Source organism: Lysobacter sp. GQ73 (genome assembly GCF_059758755.1).
This window is the reverse complement of the sequence record NZ_JCAXEE010000001.1, coordinates 399,470-416,414: the sequence shown is the minus strand read 5'-3', so window position 1 is coordinate 416,414 and position 16,945 is coordinate 399,470. Positions and strand designations below refer to the sequence as shown.

Here is a 16,945-nt window from a genome sequence, read left to right as displayed (position 1 = left end):
TTATCTGGGGCTAGGTGCCGGGCAGTTCAAGCGCCCGTGCCCCGCCCTCGTGACGTCCGTCCCGGCCCTTCCCGGTCCGTCCGCTCGCGGCTCGCGCCGCTTTCAGCTCCGGTTCCGCGACCGCGGCCGAGCCGCCGCCGTGAGCCGTCCCGCGTCCGCTCGAGCGCTTATTCGGCGTCCTGGGCGACCACCACCAGCGCCGGCCGCAGCAGGCGCTCGTTGAGCAGCCAGCCCTTCTGGTAGACCTGGACCACATGGTTCGGCGCCACGCCCGGGGCCGGCACCATGCTCATGGCCTGGTGATGCTCGGGGTTGAACGGCTGGCCGGTCGGGTCGACCGCGATCAGGCCGTTGTCGCCGGCGACCTTGAGCAACTGGCGCAGGGTCAGTTCCATGCCCTGGCGCAGGGCGCTGCTGTCCTCGCCGGCGACGGCCAGGCCGGCCTCGAGGCTGTCGATCACCGGCAGCAGGTCGCCGAGCAGGCGCTCGTTGGCGAACTTGCGCGCCATCTCCACGTCGCGCGACACGCGCTTGCGCTGGTTGTCGAGTTCGGCGCGTTCGCGCAGCGAGTCCTCGCGCAGCTTGGTCAGCTCGGCGCGCAGCGCTTCGAGTTCGGACGCCTCGGCGCCCGGGACCTCGTCCTGGGCCGGCGGATTGAGTTCGGAATAGGGATCGTGTTGGTTCATGCTGGGTCCTGGCGGTTTTTCCGCGACAGGCCAGCAATGGGGCCGCCGCGGCGGCATTCAAGTGCCGGGATCTGCGCCGATCGGCCGCCATCGGCGGCGAGCGGCGGGTTTCGTGGCCCGGTTCGGGACGATCGCCGGCCACTCCCCTGTAGGAGCGGCGTAAGCCACGACCGCCCGAAGCGATAAACGCCGGCCCGCCCCGAAGCCGATGGCCTCCAAAAGGTTCGCCCTACCCGAGAGATGGCGGTCGCGGCCCGCGCCGCTCTTACCCCGGTTCCCGCTGACTGGGGTTGGGCGGGACGGTTGGACCGGCTTCGGAGGCGGGACCGCCCCTCGTTTCAGTCCACTTCGATGGGTCGCGGCTCGCGCCGCGCCTGCCCTGGGCCTGCGGGACGGGTCACTGCTCCTCGGCTTCAGTCCCCTTCGGTTCCCCGAACGCATCCCCGAGCGCGTCGGCGGCGGCCTGCACCACCGGGATCACCCGGTCGTAGGCCATCCGGGTCGGGCCGATCACCCCCAGCACGCCGAGCACCCGGCCGCCGGCGGTGTACGGCGCGGTCACCAGCGACACGCCTTCCAGCGGCGCCAGGCCGGTTTCCTCGCCGATGAAGATGCGCACGCCGGGGGCGCGCACGGTGCGTTCGAGCAGTTGCAGGATCTCGCGCTTGCGGGCGAAGGCCTCGAACAGCTCGCGCAGGCGATCCAGGTCGGCCAACTCCTGCACGCCCATCAGCCGGGTCTGCCCCGCCAGGACCATGTCGTCGCCATCGGGCATCAGCACCTGCTCGGCCAGTTCGACCGACTGCGCGAGCAGGCTCTGCATCTCCGACTGGGCATTGCGCAACTCGACCAGCAGGGTCGCGCGGATCTCGGCCACCGGGCGGCCGGCGAAGTGTGCGTTCAGATAGTTCGCGACCCGCTCCAGCTCGCCGGCGTCGTAGGCCCGCCGAGTCTGGATGATCCGGTTCTGCACGTCCTGGTCGGCGAACACCAGGATCGCCAGCACCCGCTGGGCGTCGAGCGGCACGAAGTCGATGCGCCGGAACGCGAACTGCTCGCGCTTGGGCACGCTGACCACGCCGACGAAATGAGTCATCGCCGACAACAGCTCCGAAGCGCTGCCGAGCAGGGCCTGGGTGCCCGAGCCCGACGGCAGCTCGCTGCGCAGCCGCGCGACCTCGCCCTCCGGCAGCGGCCGCACCTGCAGCAGCGAGTCGACGAACAAACGATAGCCCTGCACGGTCGGGATGCGCCCGGCCGAGGCGTGCGGCGCGCTGAGCAGGCCGACGTCTTCCAGGTCGGCCAGGATGTTGCGGATCGTCGCCGCGCTGACGTCGAGCCCGGCGTGCTTGGCCAGGGTCTGCGATCCGACCGGTTCGCCGCTGTGGATGTAACGGCCGATCAGCGTGCGCAGCAGTTGCCGCGCGCGCGGGTCGAGGCTCGGGTCGGGCGGTCGGCGATTCATGCTGTGGATATAGGCGCGGACGCGGGCCGGCGCAAGCGCCTTCGTCGGATTCGGCGATCGCCGCCCGGATCCGTCGCCGCGCCCGCGCTCCCCTCGTCGGCATCGGTAAGAATGCTCGTGCACACTGGCTGCGGCGCGCACCGCCGCCGATCTCACCCTGTGATCCGCGTCCGCCCTACCCTCCGGCCCGCTTGCCGCCCATTCCCAGTCTCTCGCCGCCAAGGCACAATCGCCGCCGCATGCTCGCTCACCTCTCGCTCAAGCAATTCGCCGTCGTCAGCGCCGCCGAACTCAGCTTCGGTCCCGGCCTCACCGTGATCTCCGGCGAAACCGGCGCCGGCAAGTCGCTGCTGGTCGACGCCCTGGGGCTGCTGTCCGGCTTGCGCGCCGACAGCGGCGTGGTTCGCCATGGCGCCGACCGCGCCGAACTGGTCGCCGACTTCACCCTCGACGATGCGCCGCTGGCCGCGGCCTGGCTGCGCGACAACGAACTCGACGAGACCGGCGACGGCGAGGCGCAGGTCTGCCAGATCCGCCGGGTGATCCGCGCCGACGGCGGGTCGCGGGCCTGGGTCAACGGGCGGCCGGTGACTCTGAACCAGCTCGCGGACCTGACCTCCCGCCTGGTCGAGATCCACGGCCAGCACGAACACCAGGCCTTGATGTCGCGCGCCAGCCAGCTCGGCCTGCTCGACGCCTACGGCCGCCACGAGGCGCCGCTGGCCAAGGTTGAGGCCGCCGCGCAGCAGTGGAGTGCGCTGCTGCGCGAACGCGACACCTTGTCGGCGCAGGGCGACGTCTCCGACCGCATCGCCTGGCTCGAACATCAGCATGCCGAGCTGGAACGCGAAGTGCTGGAAGCCGAGGCCCTGGCCAAGCTGCTCAGCGACCACCGCCGCCATGCCCATGCCGCCGGCCTGATCGCCGCCTGCGAATCGGCCTTCGCCCGCCTCGGCGGCGACGAAGGCCCGTCGCTGACCCGGCTGGTGCAACAGGTGCGCGGCGAGCTGCAGCGAGTGGCCGAGCACGAGCCGCGCCTGAACGACGTCGACGCCATGCTCGACAACGCCGCGATCCAGATCGACGAAGCCCTGACCCTGCTCGACCGGGTCCGCGACGACCTCGACCTCGACCCCGCGGCGTTCGAGCAGATCGAAAACAAGATCGGCCGCCTGCACGAGCTGGCGCGCAAGCACCGCGTCGCACCCGAACAATTGCCGGCCACCCGCGACGGCATGGCCGGCGAGCTCGACCAGCTGCGCAGCGCCGGCGACCGCCTGCAGGTGCTCGACGGCGAAATCCAGAGCGCGCGGGCGCAGTGGCGCCGCGCCGCCGACGCTTTGGGCGAGGCGCGCCGCAAGGCCGCCAAGAGCCTGTCCGACACCACCAGCGTGCTGATCGGCGAACTCGGCATGGGCGGCGGGCGCTTCGACGTCGCCCTGGAACCGCTCGACGAGGACCGTCCCGACCCGCAAGGCGGCGAGCGCGTCGAATTCCTGGTCGCGGCCAACCCCGGCCAGCCGGCCCGGCCGCTGCGCAAGGTCGCCTCGGGCGGCGAGCTGTCGCGCATCTCGCTGGCGATCGAAGTCGCCGCCTTCGGCATGGACGCGGTCGCGACCATGGTCTTCGACGAAGTCGATTCCGGCATCGGCGGCGCGGTGGCCGAGATCGTCGGCCAGAAGCTGCGCGCGCTCGGCGCCAGCCGCCAGGTGTTGTGCGTCACCCATCTGGCTCAGGTCGCGGCCCAGGGCCACGCCCATTACCGGGTCAGCAAGGCCGCCAGCGAAGGCGTGACCCAGAGCGCGGTGCAGGTACTCGGCGCCAAGCAGCGCGAGGAAGAACTCGCGCGCATGCTCGGCGGCATCGAACTCAACAAGGAAGTGCGCGCCGCGGCCAAGCGGCTGCTGGCCGACGTGGTCTGAGGTCTGAGGTCTGAGGTCTCAGGTCGGGACTCGGGACTCGGGACTCGGGATTCGGAGCCCACATCGAGCTCAGTCTCGAAGTGGGTTCGGCCTGGAACGATCGGGCAAGCCTGTTCGCCCCGGGTCGATCGGGCAAGCCTGTTCGCCCCGGGTCGATCGGGCAAGCCCGTTCGGCCTGGATCGATCGAGCAAGCTCGATCGATAGCCTGCTCAGTCGAGGTCCGGCAACCCGGTGAAGAACGCCGCCCGGTGCGGGGTGATGCCCTGGCGCTGCTCGTCTTCGAGCGGATGGCCGCTGTCGACCAGGCGGAAAGTGGGCCGGGTGTCGTCGTGCAGCTGCACCCGCAGCTCCAGGCCCAGGGTGCTGAACTCGTAGACGCGCGGGATATGGTTGGCCAGGGTGCCGGCGAACTCGGGCACCCGGTCGTTGCCGGCCTCGTCCCACATCATCCGCGCCAGCCGCCAGTCGTGTTCGGCCAGCTCGACCCAGGCGCCGATGCAGTAGTCGTCGCCGCCTTCGACCGGCAACGGAATCACCCCGCGCACGAACAGCTGGCCGCCGCCGATCGCGCAGAAATTCGCGTCGCAGAAGGTGTCCGGCGCGCAGCGCGCAGCGTTGTCGAGGGCGTGGTAGGCGTCGGGAAAAGTGAACGAATACTCCATGTCCGACAGCGCGACCAGTTCGCCGCAGCACGAGCACGGCACCATCGTCTCGCCGGACATGTCGGACTTCACTTCTTCTTGCGCACGTACAGCACCAGCGAGTGCTCTTCGATCTCGTAGCCGTGCTTGGCCGCGATCTTGCGCTGCAACTCTTCGATTTCGACGCTCTCGAACTCGATGATCTTGCCGCTGTCGATGTCGACCATGTGGTCGTGGTGATGGCCGCGGTCGAGCTCGTACACCGACTGGCCGGCCTCGAAGTTGTGCTTGAGCACCAGGCCCGCCGATTCGAACTGGGTCAGCACCCGGTAGACCGTGGCCAGGCCGATGTCCTCGCCCTTCTCCAGCAACATCCGGTAGATGTCCTCGGCGGTCATGTGGCGCGGTTTGGATTGCTCCAGCAGCTCCAGGATCCGCAGGCGCGGATGGGTGACCTTGAGTCCGACGTTGCGCAGGTCCTGCGATTCCATGAGTGTTCCTTCAGATCGATTCGGCCGGCGTTCGCCGTGCCTGGGTGTTGACCGGCTGGCCGTGGCCGCGGGCGGCTGCGCATGGAGCGGACGGGGCTGGCTGGGCCGGAATGGCGGATGAACGCGAGGGGCCTCCACGCGCCGTAATCCGCCCTTGGTGGGTACGGGCTTCAGTGTATCATCGGCCCCGTTGCCTTCGACTGCCGCAGAACCCTACCCGATGCGTAAGCTCCTGCTCGTCCTCTCGCTGTCCATGCTCACCGCCGGCTGCGGCATCATCTACAAGCAGCCGATCTACCAGGGCAACCTGCTCGAGAAGACCGCGATCGACCAGCTCCAGACCGGCATGACCAAGCAGCAGGTGCAGTTGCTGCTGGGCACCCCGTCGATCGAAGACCCGTTCCACCAGAACCGCTGGGACTACACCTCGACCCAGCGCGTCGACCGCCTCGGCCACACCGACCGCAAGAACCTGACCCTGTGGTTCGAGAACGACAGCCTGACCAAGTGGGAAGGCGACTACTTCGCCGAGCAGGACGAGCAGATCGCCCGCGCCTCGGTCAAGCAGTTCGGCCGCAACCTGGTCAAGGACAAGGATAAGGACAAGCGCCGCCGGCGCTGATCCCCGCCGCGCGGCCTCGCGGTCGCGCCGGCTTCATCGAATCGCCCTGCCGGCCCGGCCGCCCTGCGTCCGGGCCGTCGTCGTCAGTTGGGCGCTTATTTCTTCAGCGGCCGGTCGGCGGCGCGGCGGCGGCGCGCTTCCTTGGGGTCGAGCTGCAAGGGCCGCAGCAGTTCCAGCCGGTCGCCGTCGCGCAGCGGCGTGTCGGCCAGCGCCTTGACCCCGAACACGGCGTAGCCGCCGATTTCGGCGTCCGCCCCTTCGGCATCGGCGCCCCATCCGGCCGCGGCCAGCGCCTCGGCGACCGTGGCGCCGTCGGCCAGCTCCAGGCTCAGCGCCTGGAAACGCCGCGGCCAGGCGCGGATCAGCTCGATCTTCACGGCTCGATCTTCACGGCCGGGCTCGGCCCGGTCACCGACGGCAGCGCCGGTTCGGCGCCGCGATCGGCGACCCGGACGAAATCGTCGACCATGCGGTCGGCCAGGCTCTGGAAGCCCAGCGCCATCGCCGGCCCCAGCAGCTTCACCGCCGGCTCGAATTCCAGGGTCAGAGTGACCTTGCAGGCCGATTCGTCGAGGGCATGGAACTCCCAGCGCCCGCCGAGCTTGCGGAACGGCCCGTCGACCAGCTTGAGCTCGATATGGTGCGGCGGCGACAGGCTGTTGTGGGTGGTGAACCAGGTCCGCAGCGCGCCCAGGCCCAGGTCGAGCCGCGCCACCATGTGGGCCTCGTCGGCTTCGAGCACCAGCGCCTGCTCGCACCACTCGAAACGGCGCGGGTACGCGGCGACATCGTTGACCAGGGCGAACATGCGCGCGGCGGAGTGTTCGACGAGGGCGGAACGGCGGATCGTAGGCATGTACTTATCGCAATAAGGTCCGCGGGGCGGAATTCAAGCGGGATGGATGGATCGACCGCCCTGCAAACAGGCAGGAAAGTTCGAGTCGCAGGCCCACAGTTCGCTACAGGACAGGCATCGTAGCCGGGCAGCGGGCCTGGGTGGTGCCGAGTCGCCGCCGGATCGTGGGGCTAAGCGAACCCGCCGCCCCGGGACCGCGATTCGTAATCCAGGCCTGCAACCGCTTCGGTTGCCTCCGGATCGTGGATCTTCATTCAAAACCGAAGACGGCTATTAAACGGCCTCCGGATCGTGGATCTTCACTCAAAACCGGAGACGGCTACTCAAACCGCCTCCGGATCGTGGACAATCGCTCATGGCTAAAAATACGAACAACAAGGCCGGCAAGGATAAAGGAAAGGGCAGCGCGGGCGGCACCATCGCGCTGAACAAGCGTGCGCGCCACGATTACCACCTCGAGGAACGCTTCGAGGCCGGTCTGTCGCTGCAGGGTTGGGAGCTCAAGTCCATCCGCGCCGGACGCGCAAACATCACCGAAAGCTACGCCGTCATCCTGCGCGACGAGATGTTCCTGATCGGCGCGCAGATCAGCCCGCTGATCTCCGCCTCGACCCACGTGGTCGCCGAGGAACGCCGTACCCGCAAGCTGCTGCTGCACCGCGACGAGATCGACAACCTGATCGGCCGCGTCCAGCGCGACGGCTACACCGTCGTGCCGACCGCGATGTACTGGAAAGGCAACAAGGTCAAGCTGGAAATCTCGCTGGCCAAGGGCAAGCAGAGCCACGACAAGCGCGAGGCGAGCAAGGAACGCGACTGGGCGCGCGAGAAGCAGCGCGTGATGCGCAAGCACAACCGCGACGCCTGATCCGGGCGCTTCCCGGCGCGGCACCGGACACCCGGCCCGCCCTGCGCGGGCTGTGGTGGTTTGCGCCGTTGCGTGAAGTTCGCGGTCGCGGCTTGCGCCGCTCCTGCACGAGAGCCTCGTCGTTCTTGTAGGAGCGGCGTGAGCCGCGACCAACCGAAGTGGACTGAAACGAGAGGCGATCCCGCCTCCCGAGCCGATCCGGCCGTTGCCGTTTATCCAGCCGGCCTGAAGCCCCGGGCGGGAACGGCGCAAGCCGGCCTGCACACCGCCTTAGCGGCCCATCCCAGCGCCACGGCTCCGCAACCTCACTCCGCTCGCCCCACCCCGTCGTGCGGCAAGGTGAAATGGAACACCGCGCCCTCGCCCTCGCGGCCTTCGGCGCGGATCGTGCCGCCGTGGCGCTCGACGATGCGCTTGACCGAGGCCAGGCCGATGCCGTGGCCGGCGAAATCCTCGACGCTGTGCAGGCGCTGGAACGGGCGGAACAGCTTGTCGACATAGGCCTGCGGAAAACCGGTTCCGTTGTCGCGCAGGTAGAACTCGCGCACGCCGCTCGCGGTCTGCTCGGTGCCGAATTCGATCCGCGCCGGAGCGCGGTCGCGGGTGAATTTCCAGGCGTTGCCGAGCAGGTTGGCGAGCAGGTTGCGCAGCAGGGAGGCATCGCCGATCACCTGCATGCCCGGCTCGATCGACACCTCGACCTGGCGCTGGGCGTCGCCCATGCGCAGCTCTTCGATCACCTCGCCGGCGATCCGGCTCAGGTCGACCGACTCGTGCTTGAGCTCGCTGCGCGCCAGGCGCGACATCTTCAGCAGCGCATCGATCAGATCGCCCATGCGCGCGGCGGCCTTGCGCACCCGCGCCAGGTAATCGTTGCCGGCGGCGTCGAACCGGTCGGCGTATTTCTCGCCGAGGATGCGGCTGAAACCGTCGATCGCGCGCAACGGCGCGCGCAGGTCGTGCGAAACGCTGTAAGCGAAAGCTTCGAGCTCCTGATTGGCCTGGCTGAGCTCGCGCGTGCGCAGCGCGACGCGCGCCTCCAGGGTGCGGTTGAGCGCGTGCACCCGCGCTTCGGCGCGCAAGCGCTCGGTCACGTCCTCGACCTGGACCAGGCCGCTGATGTCCTGGCCGACGTTGCCCGGCACCGGCGAATAGGTCAGCTGCACTTGCCGCGCGACACCGTGCGGGCGGCGCAGGCGGCGGGTCGCCCGGTGCACGCCGTCTTCTTCGGTGTGGCTGGCGCCGCCCGGCAGTTCGACGTCCTCGTCTTCGAGCAGGCTGTCGAAGCGCTGGCCCAGCAACTGCGCCGGCCCCAGCCCGACGATGGTCGCCAGGGCCGGGTTGGAATCGACGATGCAGCCCTCGCTGTCGAGCAGGGCCTTGCCGATCGCCGAATACTGCATCGCGCTGCGGAAGCGGGTTTCGCTGCGGCGGTAGTCTTCGGTCATGCGCAGCGCGATGCGGCGCGCGCGCGACTCGGTGCGCGCCAGCATCAGCGCGATGCTGTACAGCAGCAGCGCCGAGAACAGGCCCAGGGCGAACATGTTGCGCAGGCCTTCCAGGCGCGGCACCGCCTCCTCGACCGGCGCCGATTCGTATTCGATGCGCCAAGTGCGGCCGTAGATGTCGAACGCGGCGCGGTGAACGAAGGCGGCGGTGGTATTGGTCTTGAGGTTCGGGCTGGCGTACAGCAGTTCGTCGCGCCCGCCGGTTTCGTCGAAGATGCGAAACCGCATGTCTTCATGCGCGTCGCCCAGCGCCTTCTCGACGAAGGTTTGTATCCGGAACGGCACGTACACCCAGCCCTGCATTTCCGCGCGCCGCAGCTCCAGGGTCTGCGGACGGCCCCCGCCGAGATACACCGGCAGGGCCAGCAGCATGCCGGTGCTCTGGCGGTCGCCGTCCTGGATCAGCTGGATCTTCCCCGACAGCCAGGCCTGGCCCGAATCCAGCGCCGCGGCCAGGGCGGTGTGACGCACCTGTTCGGCGTACATGTCGTAGCCGATCGCGGCGACGTTGGCCGGGGTTTTCGGCTCCAGGTACAGGATCGGCCCGTAGACCTCGCGCCGACCCTGCGGCCGTATCGACAACAGCCCATAGCCGGCGTCGCGCCACTCGCTCTGCAACTGCACCAGCAACCGCTGCGGCACGTAGCCGCTGAAGCCCAGGCCCAACGTCGCCGGAAACCGACGCTGCATGTTCATGCCTTCGACATAGGCCTTCCATTGCGCCGCGGTCGGCCGTTGCACCGAGGCGAACAAGGACACGCCGCCGCGCGCGACCAGTTCGTAGTTGACCAGGCGTTGCTGGATCAGCTCGGTGACCTGCATGGTCCGGCCGATGAACTCGGCCTGCGCCGAGCGCAGCTCGCGGTCGCGCGCGACACGCCATGCGGTGAACACCAGGATCAGCGCGCCGATCAGCACCGCGAGCGCGAGCAGATAGCCGCGGCGCGGCATCAGGCCGGAAAGTTCGGAATCGACCCCGTCGTTCGGGGGGCTGGCGTGGGCGGCCGGGTCGGTCGTCGTCATCGCCGCAAGCATACCCGCCGGTTTGTAGTGACGGCATCACGACGCCGGCGCCGCTCAACTTTCGGGCGGCTTGCCCTCCTCGTGCCAGACCCCTTCCAGCAGCAGGCAGTTGATGCATTCCAGGTGCTCGGCCGCGACCTGGCGGCACAGCTGCGGCCAGTGCCGCTGCTGGCGTATCGACACGCCGGCCTCGTGCTGGCGGACCAGATAGCCCTCGATCTCGTCGGCCAGTTGCAGCAGCGCGCGGCCGTTGCGGTCGGCGCGCCGGGCGAGGCGCTCGTAAGGGGGCAGCCGCCGCCGTCGCAACCACCAACTGGCCAGCCCCGCTGCCGCGAGCGCCAGGCACACTCCGAAGCCCAGCGCCGCCGGCTGCGGCAAGGCCGCGGCCAAGCCCTGCTGCGGCAGGGCCGCAGCCAACTCCTGCACGGCCGGCTGCGGCAGGGCCGCAGCCAACTCCTGTACAGCCGGCTGCTGCAGGGCCGCAGCCAGGCCCTGCACCGGCCCGGCCATCAGCCCTCTCCCTTCGGCAAGGCCATCAGCTCGACGGCCTCGATCCGGAACCCGCAGGCCTGGGCCATCAGCAGCGCCCGCGCCCGAGTCGACACATAACCGCGCACCCGCATGCGCCGCAGCATCGCGGCCGACACCCCGGCCGCCGCCGCGGCCTCGCGGGCGGTGTCGAAGCAGGCGATATAGCGTTCGATGGGATTGGGCGATTCGCCCCGCGCCCGCCTGCGCGCGACCCGGGTCCGCGGCGCCGGACGCGGCGGAGCGGCTTCTTTCTTGCTCTTGCCGGCGCTCCGCCGGGCCTTCTTTTTCGCTCTGCCTTCCATAGCTGTTCTCTGACTGGCATCCATGCCCAGTCAACTTACCACCGCAAATTGGTCTTTTCAACGACCAAAAAGAGTGATCAATTTCGGGAAGCGTACGCAACAATGAGTTGCGCTATCCTCGCCCGGCCGACAGCCAGGGTGGGCGGCGCCACGTTTCAGCCCTGCAGGATGCTCCGGCGAGACCTCATGACCAACGCGCCTCACCAAGAATTCGCCAATCGGCTGCACCAGGCCCTCGATTTTTCCGGATTCGCCAAAGGCCGGGCCCGCACAGGCGCGCTATCCGCTTACTACGACGTCAGCCGCGAGACCGCCCGCAAATGGCTGGTCGGCCTGGCCCTGCCCGAACTCGAGCGCATGCTGCAGATCGCCGTGCAGCAACACGTGAGCTTCGAATGGCTGGCGACCGGCCGCGGCACCATCGAAGGCAAATCGCTGTCGGTGCGCGAAAACGCCGCCAAATACAGCGACCCCGACGAACTGCGGCTGATGGGCCTGATGCGCAAACTCTCGCGCAAGAAGCGCCGCGCCCTGATCGAACTGCTCGACGGCAACTGAGCCGGCGCGGCTGCCTCACCGCGGTTCGCCGTGCACCAAGGCCAGACCGCCGCTCGGCGCCGCGCCTGCGCCCGCACTGCTGGCGCGCGAGCCGCCCGCGCGCCCGGATCGCTATCTGAATCGCCGGTGCGTCGTCGCACGGCGACCCTTGAGAACGCGCCGCCAGCCCCTATACTGAACGCGTCAGCGATGTTGCTGTCCCCGGGGGTGCACTGGCTTCGACGGGGGTCGCGAAATCACTTGGCGCATGCCGAGGGGGTAGCTTTCCTCGTAAATCCAGCTGCAAACTTTTAGTTGCCAACGACGACAACTACGCTCTCGCCGCTTAAGGCGTAAGCCCCGAAATTGCTTGTGTCCGTGCTCGCAATGTAGGGTCATTATCACGGAATCGCCGGGAGTGGTTGCCTGTCAGCACCCGGTCAACTCAAAACAGGCTGGCTCCTGGATGCGCTTTGCGCGCCGTGCTGTTCGGGGGCGAGATCTAACGGAGCGCTAAGCATGTAGTGCCGGGGATGGAGTGCCTTCGGACGGCGGTTCGATTCCGCCCACCTCCACCAATACCGATCCACGGATCGCAAATGAAGCTGGAAACCTCGCGGTTTCCGGCTTTTTTTGTGTCCATGGCAAACGAACACCCCGCCCTCGCCGCCTCGCATCGCGCCGCCACTCCACACGCCCCCTCACCCTCACCCTCACTTCTCGTTACTCGTTACTCGTTACTAGTTTCCAACCCCACACCCCGCCACTCGCCCCTCGGCATAGGCAATAGCCCGCCGGGCCTGGTCGTAGGCGGTGTCGGCGGCGCGCGGCAGCATGTGCTCGCGGCGGATCGGGTCGGCGCCGTGGCCGTAAGCGTATTCCGCGCGCTCCAACTCGGTCAGGTGTTTGCGCGCGGGCGCCAACCAGCTTTCCACGGTTTGCCGCTCGCAGCCCGTGGGCAACTTGAGCAGCAGCTCGATGGTTTCGCGGATACGCCGGCTGGCTTCGCCTTCGAGTCCGGGCACGGCTTCGTATGCGACGGCCGCGGCCTTGTAGGCATCGCCGGTCGCTTCGCTGCCGAGGTCGGACGGCCGCCCATGCAATTCCGGACGGAACCGCACCGACGGCGGCGGGCGCGCCTGCGCCGACTGGATGTCCTTGCCGTACAGGGCTTCGGCGATTCGCTTGGACATCGTCCGGCCCTTGCCGCCTTGTTTGGCGTCGTCGAACCAGTCGTGCAGCGGGGGCGGCTGCTCCCCCAGCGGACTGCTGCGTTCGAGCAGTTTCTTGGCGTAGTACTGACTGCGTTCGCTCGGGTCGCCCGGCGCGCGCGGTTTCGGTGCCGGCGCCGGGTCGGCCGGCGCGTTGCGGGGGCGCAGGCTGAAACGGTCGGGCAGCAGCCAACGGTTCGGCGGCGCGGACGCGAGGGCGACATTCGGTTGGAGCGGTGTCGGCTCGGCGGGCGTCGGCTTGTGCGGCGCATCTCCCGGCTCGCGCACCCGCTCGGTCCGTGCGCTTGAGGGCTGGTCGATCGCAGGACCCGGGGCGAAAGGCTGGACGACCGGCGGTGCATCGGCAGGCTCCGGATCGGCCCGCACGATGCGCTCGATCAGCACCGCGTCCATCGGCGATGCTGGCGTCGGCAATGGAACCGGGCGGAACAGCAGCGCACCGATCGACAAGGTCGCCGCCACCGCGATCGACGATGCGGCGATATGCAGCCTGCGTTCCTGGGGACAACCCGTCCTGCTCATCCAACCTCGATCCGATGTCATCGCGACGATGTCGCAATGGGACAACGCGCAGCCGAAACGATTGCCCGAGCTGCGCGGCAGCCGGCAAGCGAATTCATGGGAATAAAAACACCTCAGCGAAGAGCCGTGGCGTCTCGTCGCTTTCGATCTCGACAGCTCGTCATGCGCCGCAGCCGCCGCATCCCTTGTATGGGCGCGAGGTTTGCGGCGCGATCGGCCCGGACACTTCGCAGCGTTCACGAGCGCCGCATCACGGAGCCCGACCGCGAGCCGAACGATACAGAGAACACCGCCCCGGAGAGAATAAAAAAAGCGTTCGCTCGCATGCCGGAAGCGAATCCATGCATCGGGCGTTCACGCTTCTCGAACGACCCGGCGCGAGCCATGGCCCGGACGTCGGAAACGACGGCACCAAGCGTGTCGTTGCCGCGTCTTTCGCCAGTGCCCACAGGAGTGAGGATCGGTGCAGGCGCCCCTGCCCGCTTGGCGGACGGCCTCCAGGCCGCCGAGGTCGAGCGCGGTGCACGATCGCGCTCAGATGAGCGCCTCATGCCACGCCAAGGCTGCAGCCCGCCGGGCCGGTGCCCGCTCGTATCGCGCAACGCTCAGCGCAGGGCGCTTCGAGCCGCCTCGCCCGCAGGCATCAGCCAAGCGACGTCGATGCCGCGCATACCGGTGCGCGCGATCAAGGCTTCGCGCTCGGCGGTGCTGCAATCGTTCTCGAAAGCGCCCGGCTCCAACATCCGATGCAGGTCCGTCTCGACGGCGGCATCGCCCAGTTGCCTGGCACGCTCGTGCAATCGGCTCGCCAGCGAAATGACTGCACGCCGGTCGCCTCGCTCGCGCGCATCGGCTATGGCGAGGAGATCCAAGCGGCTGCTCACCACCCAGATATCGCCCGGAATCAGTTTACGGGCGTTGGCGGCATGGATACGGCTGCGCGCCCACTCGCCGCGAGCCGCTGCGTTTTCGGCGAGTCCGATCGTCGCCTGGGCGATCAACAAGGTATAGCCGGTGGTCTGTAATTGCGGCAGTAACTGCGAGTAAATGCGCTCGGACTTCTCGGTCTCGCCGAGGCGGGTCGCCAAGCTCGCTACGTCGATCAAATGAATCCAATTGTCCGGCGGCCCGCTCGGCATGGTGCTTTCGGCTTGCTCCAATTGCCTGGCGGCCTGGACGCGGTCGCCGGCCAGCGCATCCGCGATCGCCCCGTTAATCAGGACCAGGCCGCGCAGGAGCAGCCTGTCTCCTTGCGAGCAGCTTGCGATTTCGCGACGCGCGGACGACAGCGGTCCAATCGCAAGCAGGGAGGCTGCGCGTCCGCAGGCCAGTTGCGCATGCGCTTCCGACACCGGCTGCCCCGGCGACGAGGGCGGCAATAATCGCTCTGCGCGGTCGAATATCGCCAAGGCCTCGCTGTACTTCCCCAGCTGAAAGGCCAAGGCTGCCGCCAACTGGTCCGACAGCATTCCCAGGCGGCCTTGCACCTCCGTCGTGCGCAGACGTGCACTGCGAGCGGCCGCCTCCTCGAAGCGGGCCGTCAACAGATCGTTCTGCAACAACCTCATGTCCAACAACGCCGTCGAAAGCAGATCGCCCGAGGCATGGGCGACCGCGGCCGCCTGCAACAACCGCGCACGATAGGCATCGACATCGCCGGCCTTCAGGTATTGGTCTGCGCTAGCGACGAGCACGTCCACTTCCAGGCGGTGGTAGCCGCCGGCATTGGCGCGCGCGAGCAACGCATCCAGGGCCGGATCCTCGCCGCCGACCAAGGGGCCGGCCATGCGGGCGCGCACGCGAGCGAGCAACGCGCCGGTCGAGTTGCCGCCCTGTTCGTACAGCGTCGCCGCCTGCTCGTACCCTGCCGGCCTGGGGCGCTCGGGAAACAGGAAGCTGTCGGCGCGCGCCGCCAACAGCAAGGCATCGGCGCGTTCCAAGGTCCAGCCGGCACCGGCGTCGTGTGTCAGGCGTTCGGCGGCGATCGCCTCGGCCCGCGTCTGTGCCGGATCGCCGAGGTCCCAATGAGCTTCCGCTCGCATCAAATGCGTGGCGACCCTGGCCCCCATCGTGCCGAGATCGTCCGATTTGCCGCTCAGCCGGGACAGAGCGTCCTTGCCCCGCCCGGCCCGGATCAACAGCCGCGCATACTCGAGCCGGTAGGCCGTCTTGTCGGGATGCCGGTCGGCCAAAACAGAAAAGGCGTCGAGCGCATCCTGTTCGCGGCGCGGATCGATCGCCAATCGCTGCGCCTCCAGCAACGCAACCGCCTCGGCCGGCGCGTTCGCGAGCAACCTGGCCGCGAGCTCCATCTGTGCGCTGGCGGCGGCCCCTTGCGCCAACCGCGCCTGCGCCTGCGCCAGTTGCAGGCGCATCAGCCCGAAGCGCGGCGCCGTCTTGATCACTTCATTGCCGATCGCGGCCGCCGCCATCCAGTCGCGACGCTCGATGGCCAGTGCGGCTTGTTCGTACCGACTGGCAGCTTGAGCAGTCAACTGCAACACGGGCCACGGCGCATCGCGCCCAGGCAGCAGGCGGGCGAGAATCCGGTTCGACGCCAAATCGATCAGGGCCGGCATGTCGGACGGCTCGCCCTCGACCTCGATGCGTTTCTCTTTGCCGTTCTCCTGAAAGCGCGCGTACACGCTCAGCCGCTTCGGATCGTCGGGAGAACGCACCGACGACAGCAAGACGACCCTCAAGGCCGGGTCGCTGCCGGCGGCCAGGTCGCCCTCGCTGAGCAGATTGACCTCGGGCAGGCTGCCCAGCTTCCAGCTCAGCCACTCCTTCAGCAACTTGGCCGGCCATCGCGAAGCCGGGTTCTGGTCCTCGATCACGACCAAGACCACGGCCAACTCTCGCTTGCCGGCGGCGGATCGATCCCCGCGCTGGACGAACAGCACGGCTGCAGTGACGACCGCGATCAAGCCCAACGAGACCAAGGCCCAGGTGAGCAGGCTGCCTCGCAAACTGCGCGGTCGAACGGTTGTCGCCTCGGTCGCGGCGACCGGCGATGGAAGCATGGATGGAGTAATCGGCTCCATTACCAAGCCGAGCGACCGAGGGCCCGCTGCCGGCTCCGTCGATTCTGCGCGCTCGTCGGACGGGCCCAGCGTATCGGCAGCGCGATCGCGCTGCGAAGGCTCGAAGAAGGCCTGCCGACCGTGGATGGCCGTTGCGGCACTCGGTTGCGGAGCCGGCGGCAATTCCTTGAACCATTGCACCGGCCCGGGCGGCTCGAATACGTAACCGCTCTTGGCCACCGTGCGGATCCAATTCTTGCGCTCTTCTCCCAGGGCCTTGCGCAGCAGCCACACGTTCTGCGACAGGTTGGTGTCTTCGACGATCGTCCTCGCCCACAAGCGGTCGAACAGCTCGGTGCGGGTATGCAGGCGGTTGGGCTCGCTGAGGAACAGCAAGCACAGGTCGAACACCCGCTGCGGCAGCTCGAGGCTCTGGCCGGAATGGATCAGCCGGCGAAAACGCAGATCGATGGTCAGATCGGCCAGTTGCAGGTACCAGGCATCCGCGGGCCATGGCGTCGTCATCGAGTTCTTTACCTTGGTGTCGCCGTTGTGCGGCGCAAGATCGTCAGGAACGTTGGACGCGGGTACCGGAGTAGCTCGCGCATCGCCGTCTTGGCCATCCGAGCGGCCGTTGGCGGTAAAGATGCTGAACAATCATGCGGCCGATATTCGTGCTCGGCAAGTCCCGCGGTGCATCGGCGCTCGGGAGGCG

At 68.4% G+C, this 16,945-nt stretch carries 16 protein-coding genes and 1 other RNA gene; 6 read left to right on the top strand and 11 right to left on the bottom strand.

Features of this window, described 5'->3' with window-relative positions; translation table 11 throughout:
* Positions 1–167 precede the first annotated feature (167 nt).
* Both grpE and hrcA read right to left on the bottom strand, forming a co-directional pair.
* Positions 168–686: a nucleotide exchange factor GrpE gene (grpE, locus tag AC6CH2_RS01740; protein WP_498267661.1), complete on the bottom strand. Its 519-nt coding sequence runs from the start codon at positions 684–686 to the stop codon at positions 168–170.
* A gap of 397 nt (positions 687–1,083) precedes the next feature.
* Positions 1,084–2,151 (bottom strand): heat-inducible transcriptional repressor HrcA, encoded by a 1,068-nt coding sequence (gene hrcA / locus AC6CH2_RS01735; RefSeq protein WP_498267660.1) that lies wholly within the window; start codon positions 2,149–2,151, stop codon positions 1,084–1,086.
* 239 nt (positions 2,152–2,390) lie between these two features.
* Here hrcA and recN point away from each other — a divergent pair, with 239 nt between their 5' ends.
* A complete protein-coding gene (gene recN / locus AC6CH2_RS01730; RefSeq protein WP_498267659.1) occupies positions 2,391–4,073 on the top strand; it encodes a DNA repair protein RecN in 1,683 nt (560 codons plus the stop codon).
* Positions 4,074–4,283: 210 nt separating this feature from the next.
* On the opposite strand, the gene AC6CH2_RS01725 is transcribed toward recN, so the two are convergent.
* A complete protein-coding gene (locus AC6CH2_RS01725; protein ID WP_498267658.1) occupies positions 4,284–4,796 on the bottom strand; it encodes a DUF2199 domain-containing protein in 513 nt (170 codons plus the stop codon).
* Between the two features lie 8 nt (positions 4,797–4,804).
* The gene (gene fur, locus AC6CH2_RS01720) at positions 4,805–5,206 is read right to left on the bottom strand and encodes a ferric iron uptake transcriptional regulator (RefSeq protein ID WP_435394852.1); all 402 of its coding nucleotides are present in this window, start codon (positions 5,204–5,206) and stop codon (positions 4,805–4,807) included.
* 220 nt (positions 5,207–5,426) lie between these two features.
* On the opposite strand from fur, the gene AC6CH2_RS01715 reads away from it, so the two are divergent.
* On the top strand, positions 5,427–5,828 hold the full coding sequence (locus tag AC6CH2_RS01715) for an outer membrane protein assembly factor BamE (protein WP_498267657.1): 402 nt from the start codon (positions 5,427–5,429) through the stop codon (positions 5,826–5,828).
* A 95-nt stretch (positions 5,829–5,923) separates the two neighbouring features.
* On the opposite strand, the gene AC6CH2_RS01710 is transcribed toward AC6CH2_RS01715, so the two are convergent.
* Positions 5,924–6,205: an RnfH family protein gene (locus AC6CH2_RS01710; RefSeq protein ID WP_498267656.1), complete on the bottom strand. Its 282-nt coding sequence runs from the start codon at positions 6,203–6,205 to the stop codon at positions 5,924–5,926.
* Positions 6,202–6,684, bottom strand: a complete 483-nt coding sequence (locus AC6CH2_RS01705; protein WP_435394850.1) for a type II toxin-antitoxin system RatA family toxin — start codon at positions 6,682–6,684, stop codon at positions 6,202–6,204. Before AC6CH2_RS01705 ends, AC6CH2_RS01710 begins: the two co-directional genes overlap by 4 nt.
* A gap of 355 nt (positions 6,685–7,039) precedes the next feature.
* Between AC6CH2_RS01705 and smpB the strand changes: the two genes are divergently transcribed.
* On the top strand, positions 7,040–7,552 hold the full coding sequence (gene smpB, locus AC6CH2_RS01700; RefSeq protein ID WP_435394849.1) for an SsrA-binding protein SmpB: 513 nt from the start codon (positions 7,040–7,042) through the stop codon (positions 7,550–7,552).
* Positions 7,553–7,857: 305 nt separating this feature from the next.
* Here the strand turns inward: smpB and AC6CH2_RS01695 are convergent, their stop codons facing one another.
* From AC6CH2_RS01695 to AC6CH2_RS01685, 3 genes are read right to left on the bottom strand one after another with little or no spacing between them, the layout of a single operon-like run.
* Positions 7,858–10,083, bottom strand: a complete 2,226-nt coding sequence (locus AC6CH2_RS01695; protein ID WP_498267655.1) for a CHASE domain-containing protein — start codon at positions 10,081–10,083, stop codon at positions 7,858–7,860.
* A 54-nt stretch (positions 10,084–10,137) separates the two neighbouring features.
* On the bottom strand, positions 10,138–10,593 hold the full coding sequence (locus AC6CH2_RS01690; protein WP_498267654.1) for a hypothetical protein: 456 nt from the start codon (positions 10,591–10,593) through the stop codon (positions 10,138–10,140).
* Positions 10,593–10,916 (bottom strand): hypothetical protein, encoded by a 324-nt coding sequence (locus AC6CH2_RS01685; RefSeq protein WP_435394846.1) that lies wholly within the window; start codon positions 10,914–10,916, stop codon positions 10,593–10,595. The genes AC6CH2_RS01690 and AC6CH2_RS01685 overlap by 1 nt, the downstream gene beginning before the upstream one ends.
* Before the next feature lie 186 nt (positions 10,917–11,102).
* Between AC6CH2_RS01685 and AC6CH2_RS01680 the strand changes: the two genes are divergently transcribed.
* Together AC6CH2_RS01680 and ssrA are read left to right on the top strand one after the other, a co-directional pair.
* On the top strand, positions 11,103–11,474 hold the full coding sequence (locus AC6CH2_RS01680; protein WP_031373591.1) for a helix-turn-helix domain-containing protein: 372 nt from the start codon (positions 11,103–11,105) through the stop codon (positions 11,472–11,474).
* Positions 11,475–11,677: 203 nt separating this feature from the next.
* Positions 11,678–12,031: a transfer-messenger RNA gene (ssrA, locus tag AC6CH2_RS01675) on the top strand.
* Positions 12,032–12,193: 162 nt separating this feature from the next.
* Here ssrA and AC6CH2_RS01670 read toward each other — a convergent pair.
* On the bottom strand, positions 12,194–13,078 hold the full coding sequence (locus AC6CH2_RS01670; RefSeq protein ID WP_498267653.1) for a hypothetical protein: 885 nt from the start codon (positions 13,076–13,078) through the stop codon (positions 12,194–12,196).
* Here AC6CH2_RS01670 and AC6CH2_RS01665 point away from each other — a divergent pair.
* Complete coding sequence (locus AC6CH2_RS01665) at positions 13,053–13,313, top strand: hypothetical protein (protein WP_498267652.1); 261 nt, start codon at positions 13,053–13,055, stop codon at positions 13,311–13,313. The two genes, AC6CH2_RS01670 and AC6CH2_RS01665, sit on opposite strands and share 26 nt — an antisense overlap.
* A 499-nt stretch (positions 13,314–13,812) precedes the next feature.
* Here AC6CH2_RS01665 and AC6CH2_RS01660 read toward each other — a convergent pair whose 3' ends face one another.
* Entirely contained in the window at positions 13,813–16,887 is a 3,075-nt protein-coding gene (locus tag AC6CH2_RS01660) for a winged helix-turn-helix domain-containing protein (protein ID WP_498267651.1), read from the bottom strand.
* Positions 16,888–16,945 lie beyond the last annotated feature (58 nt).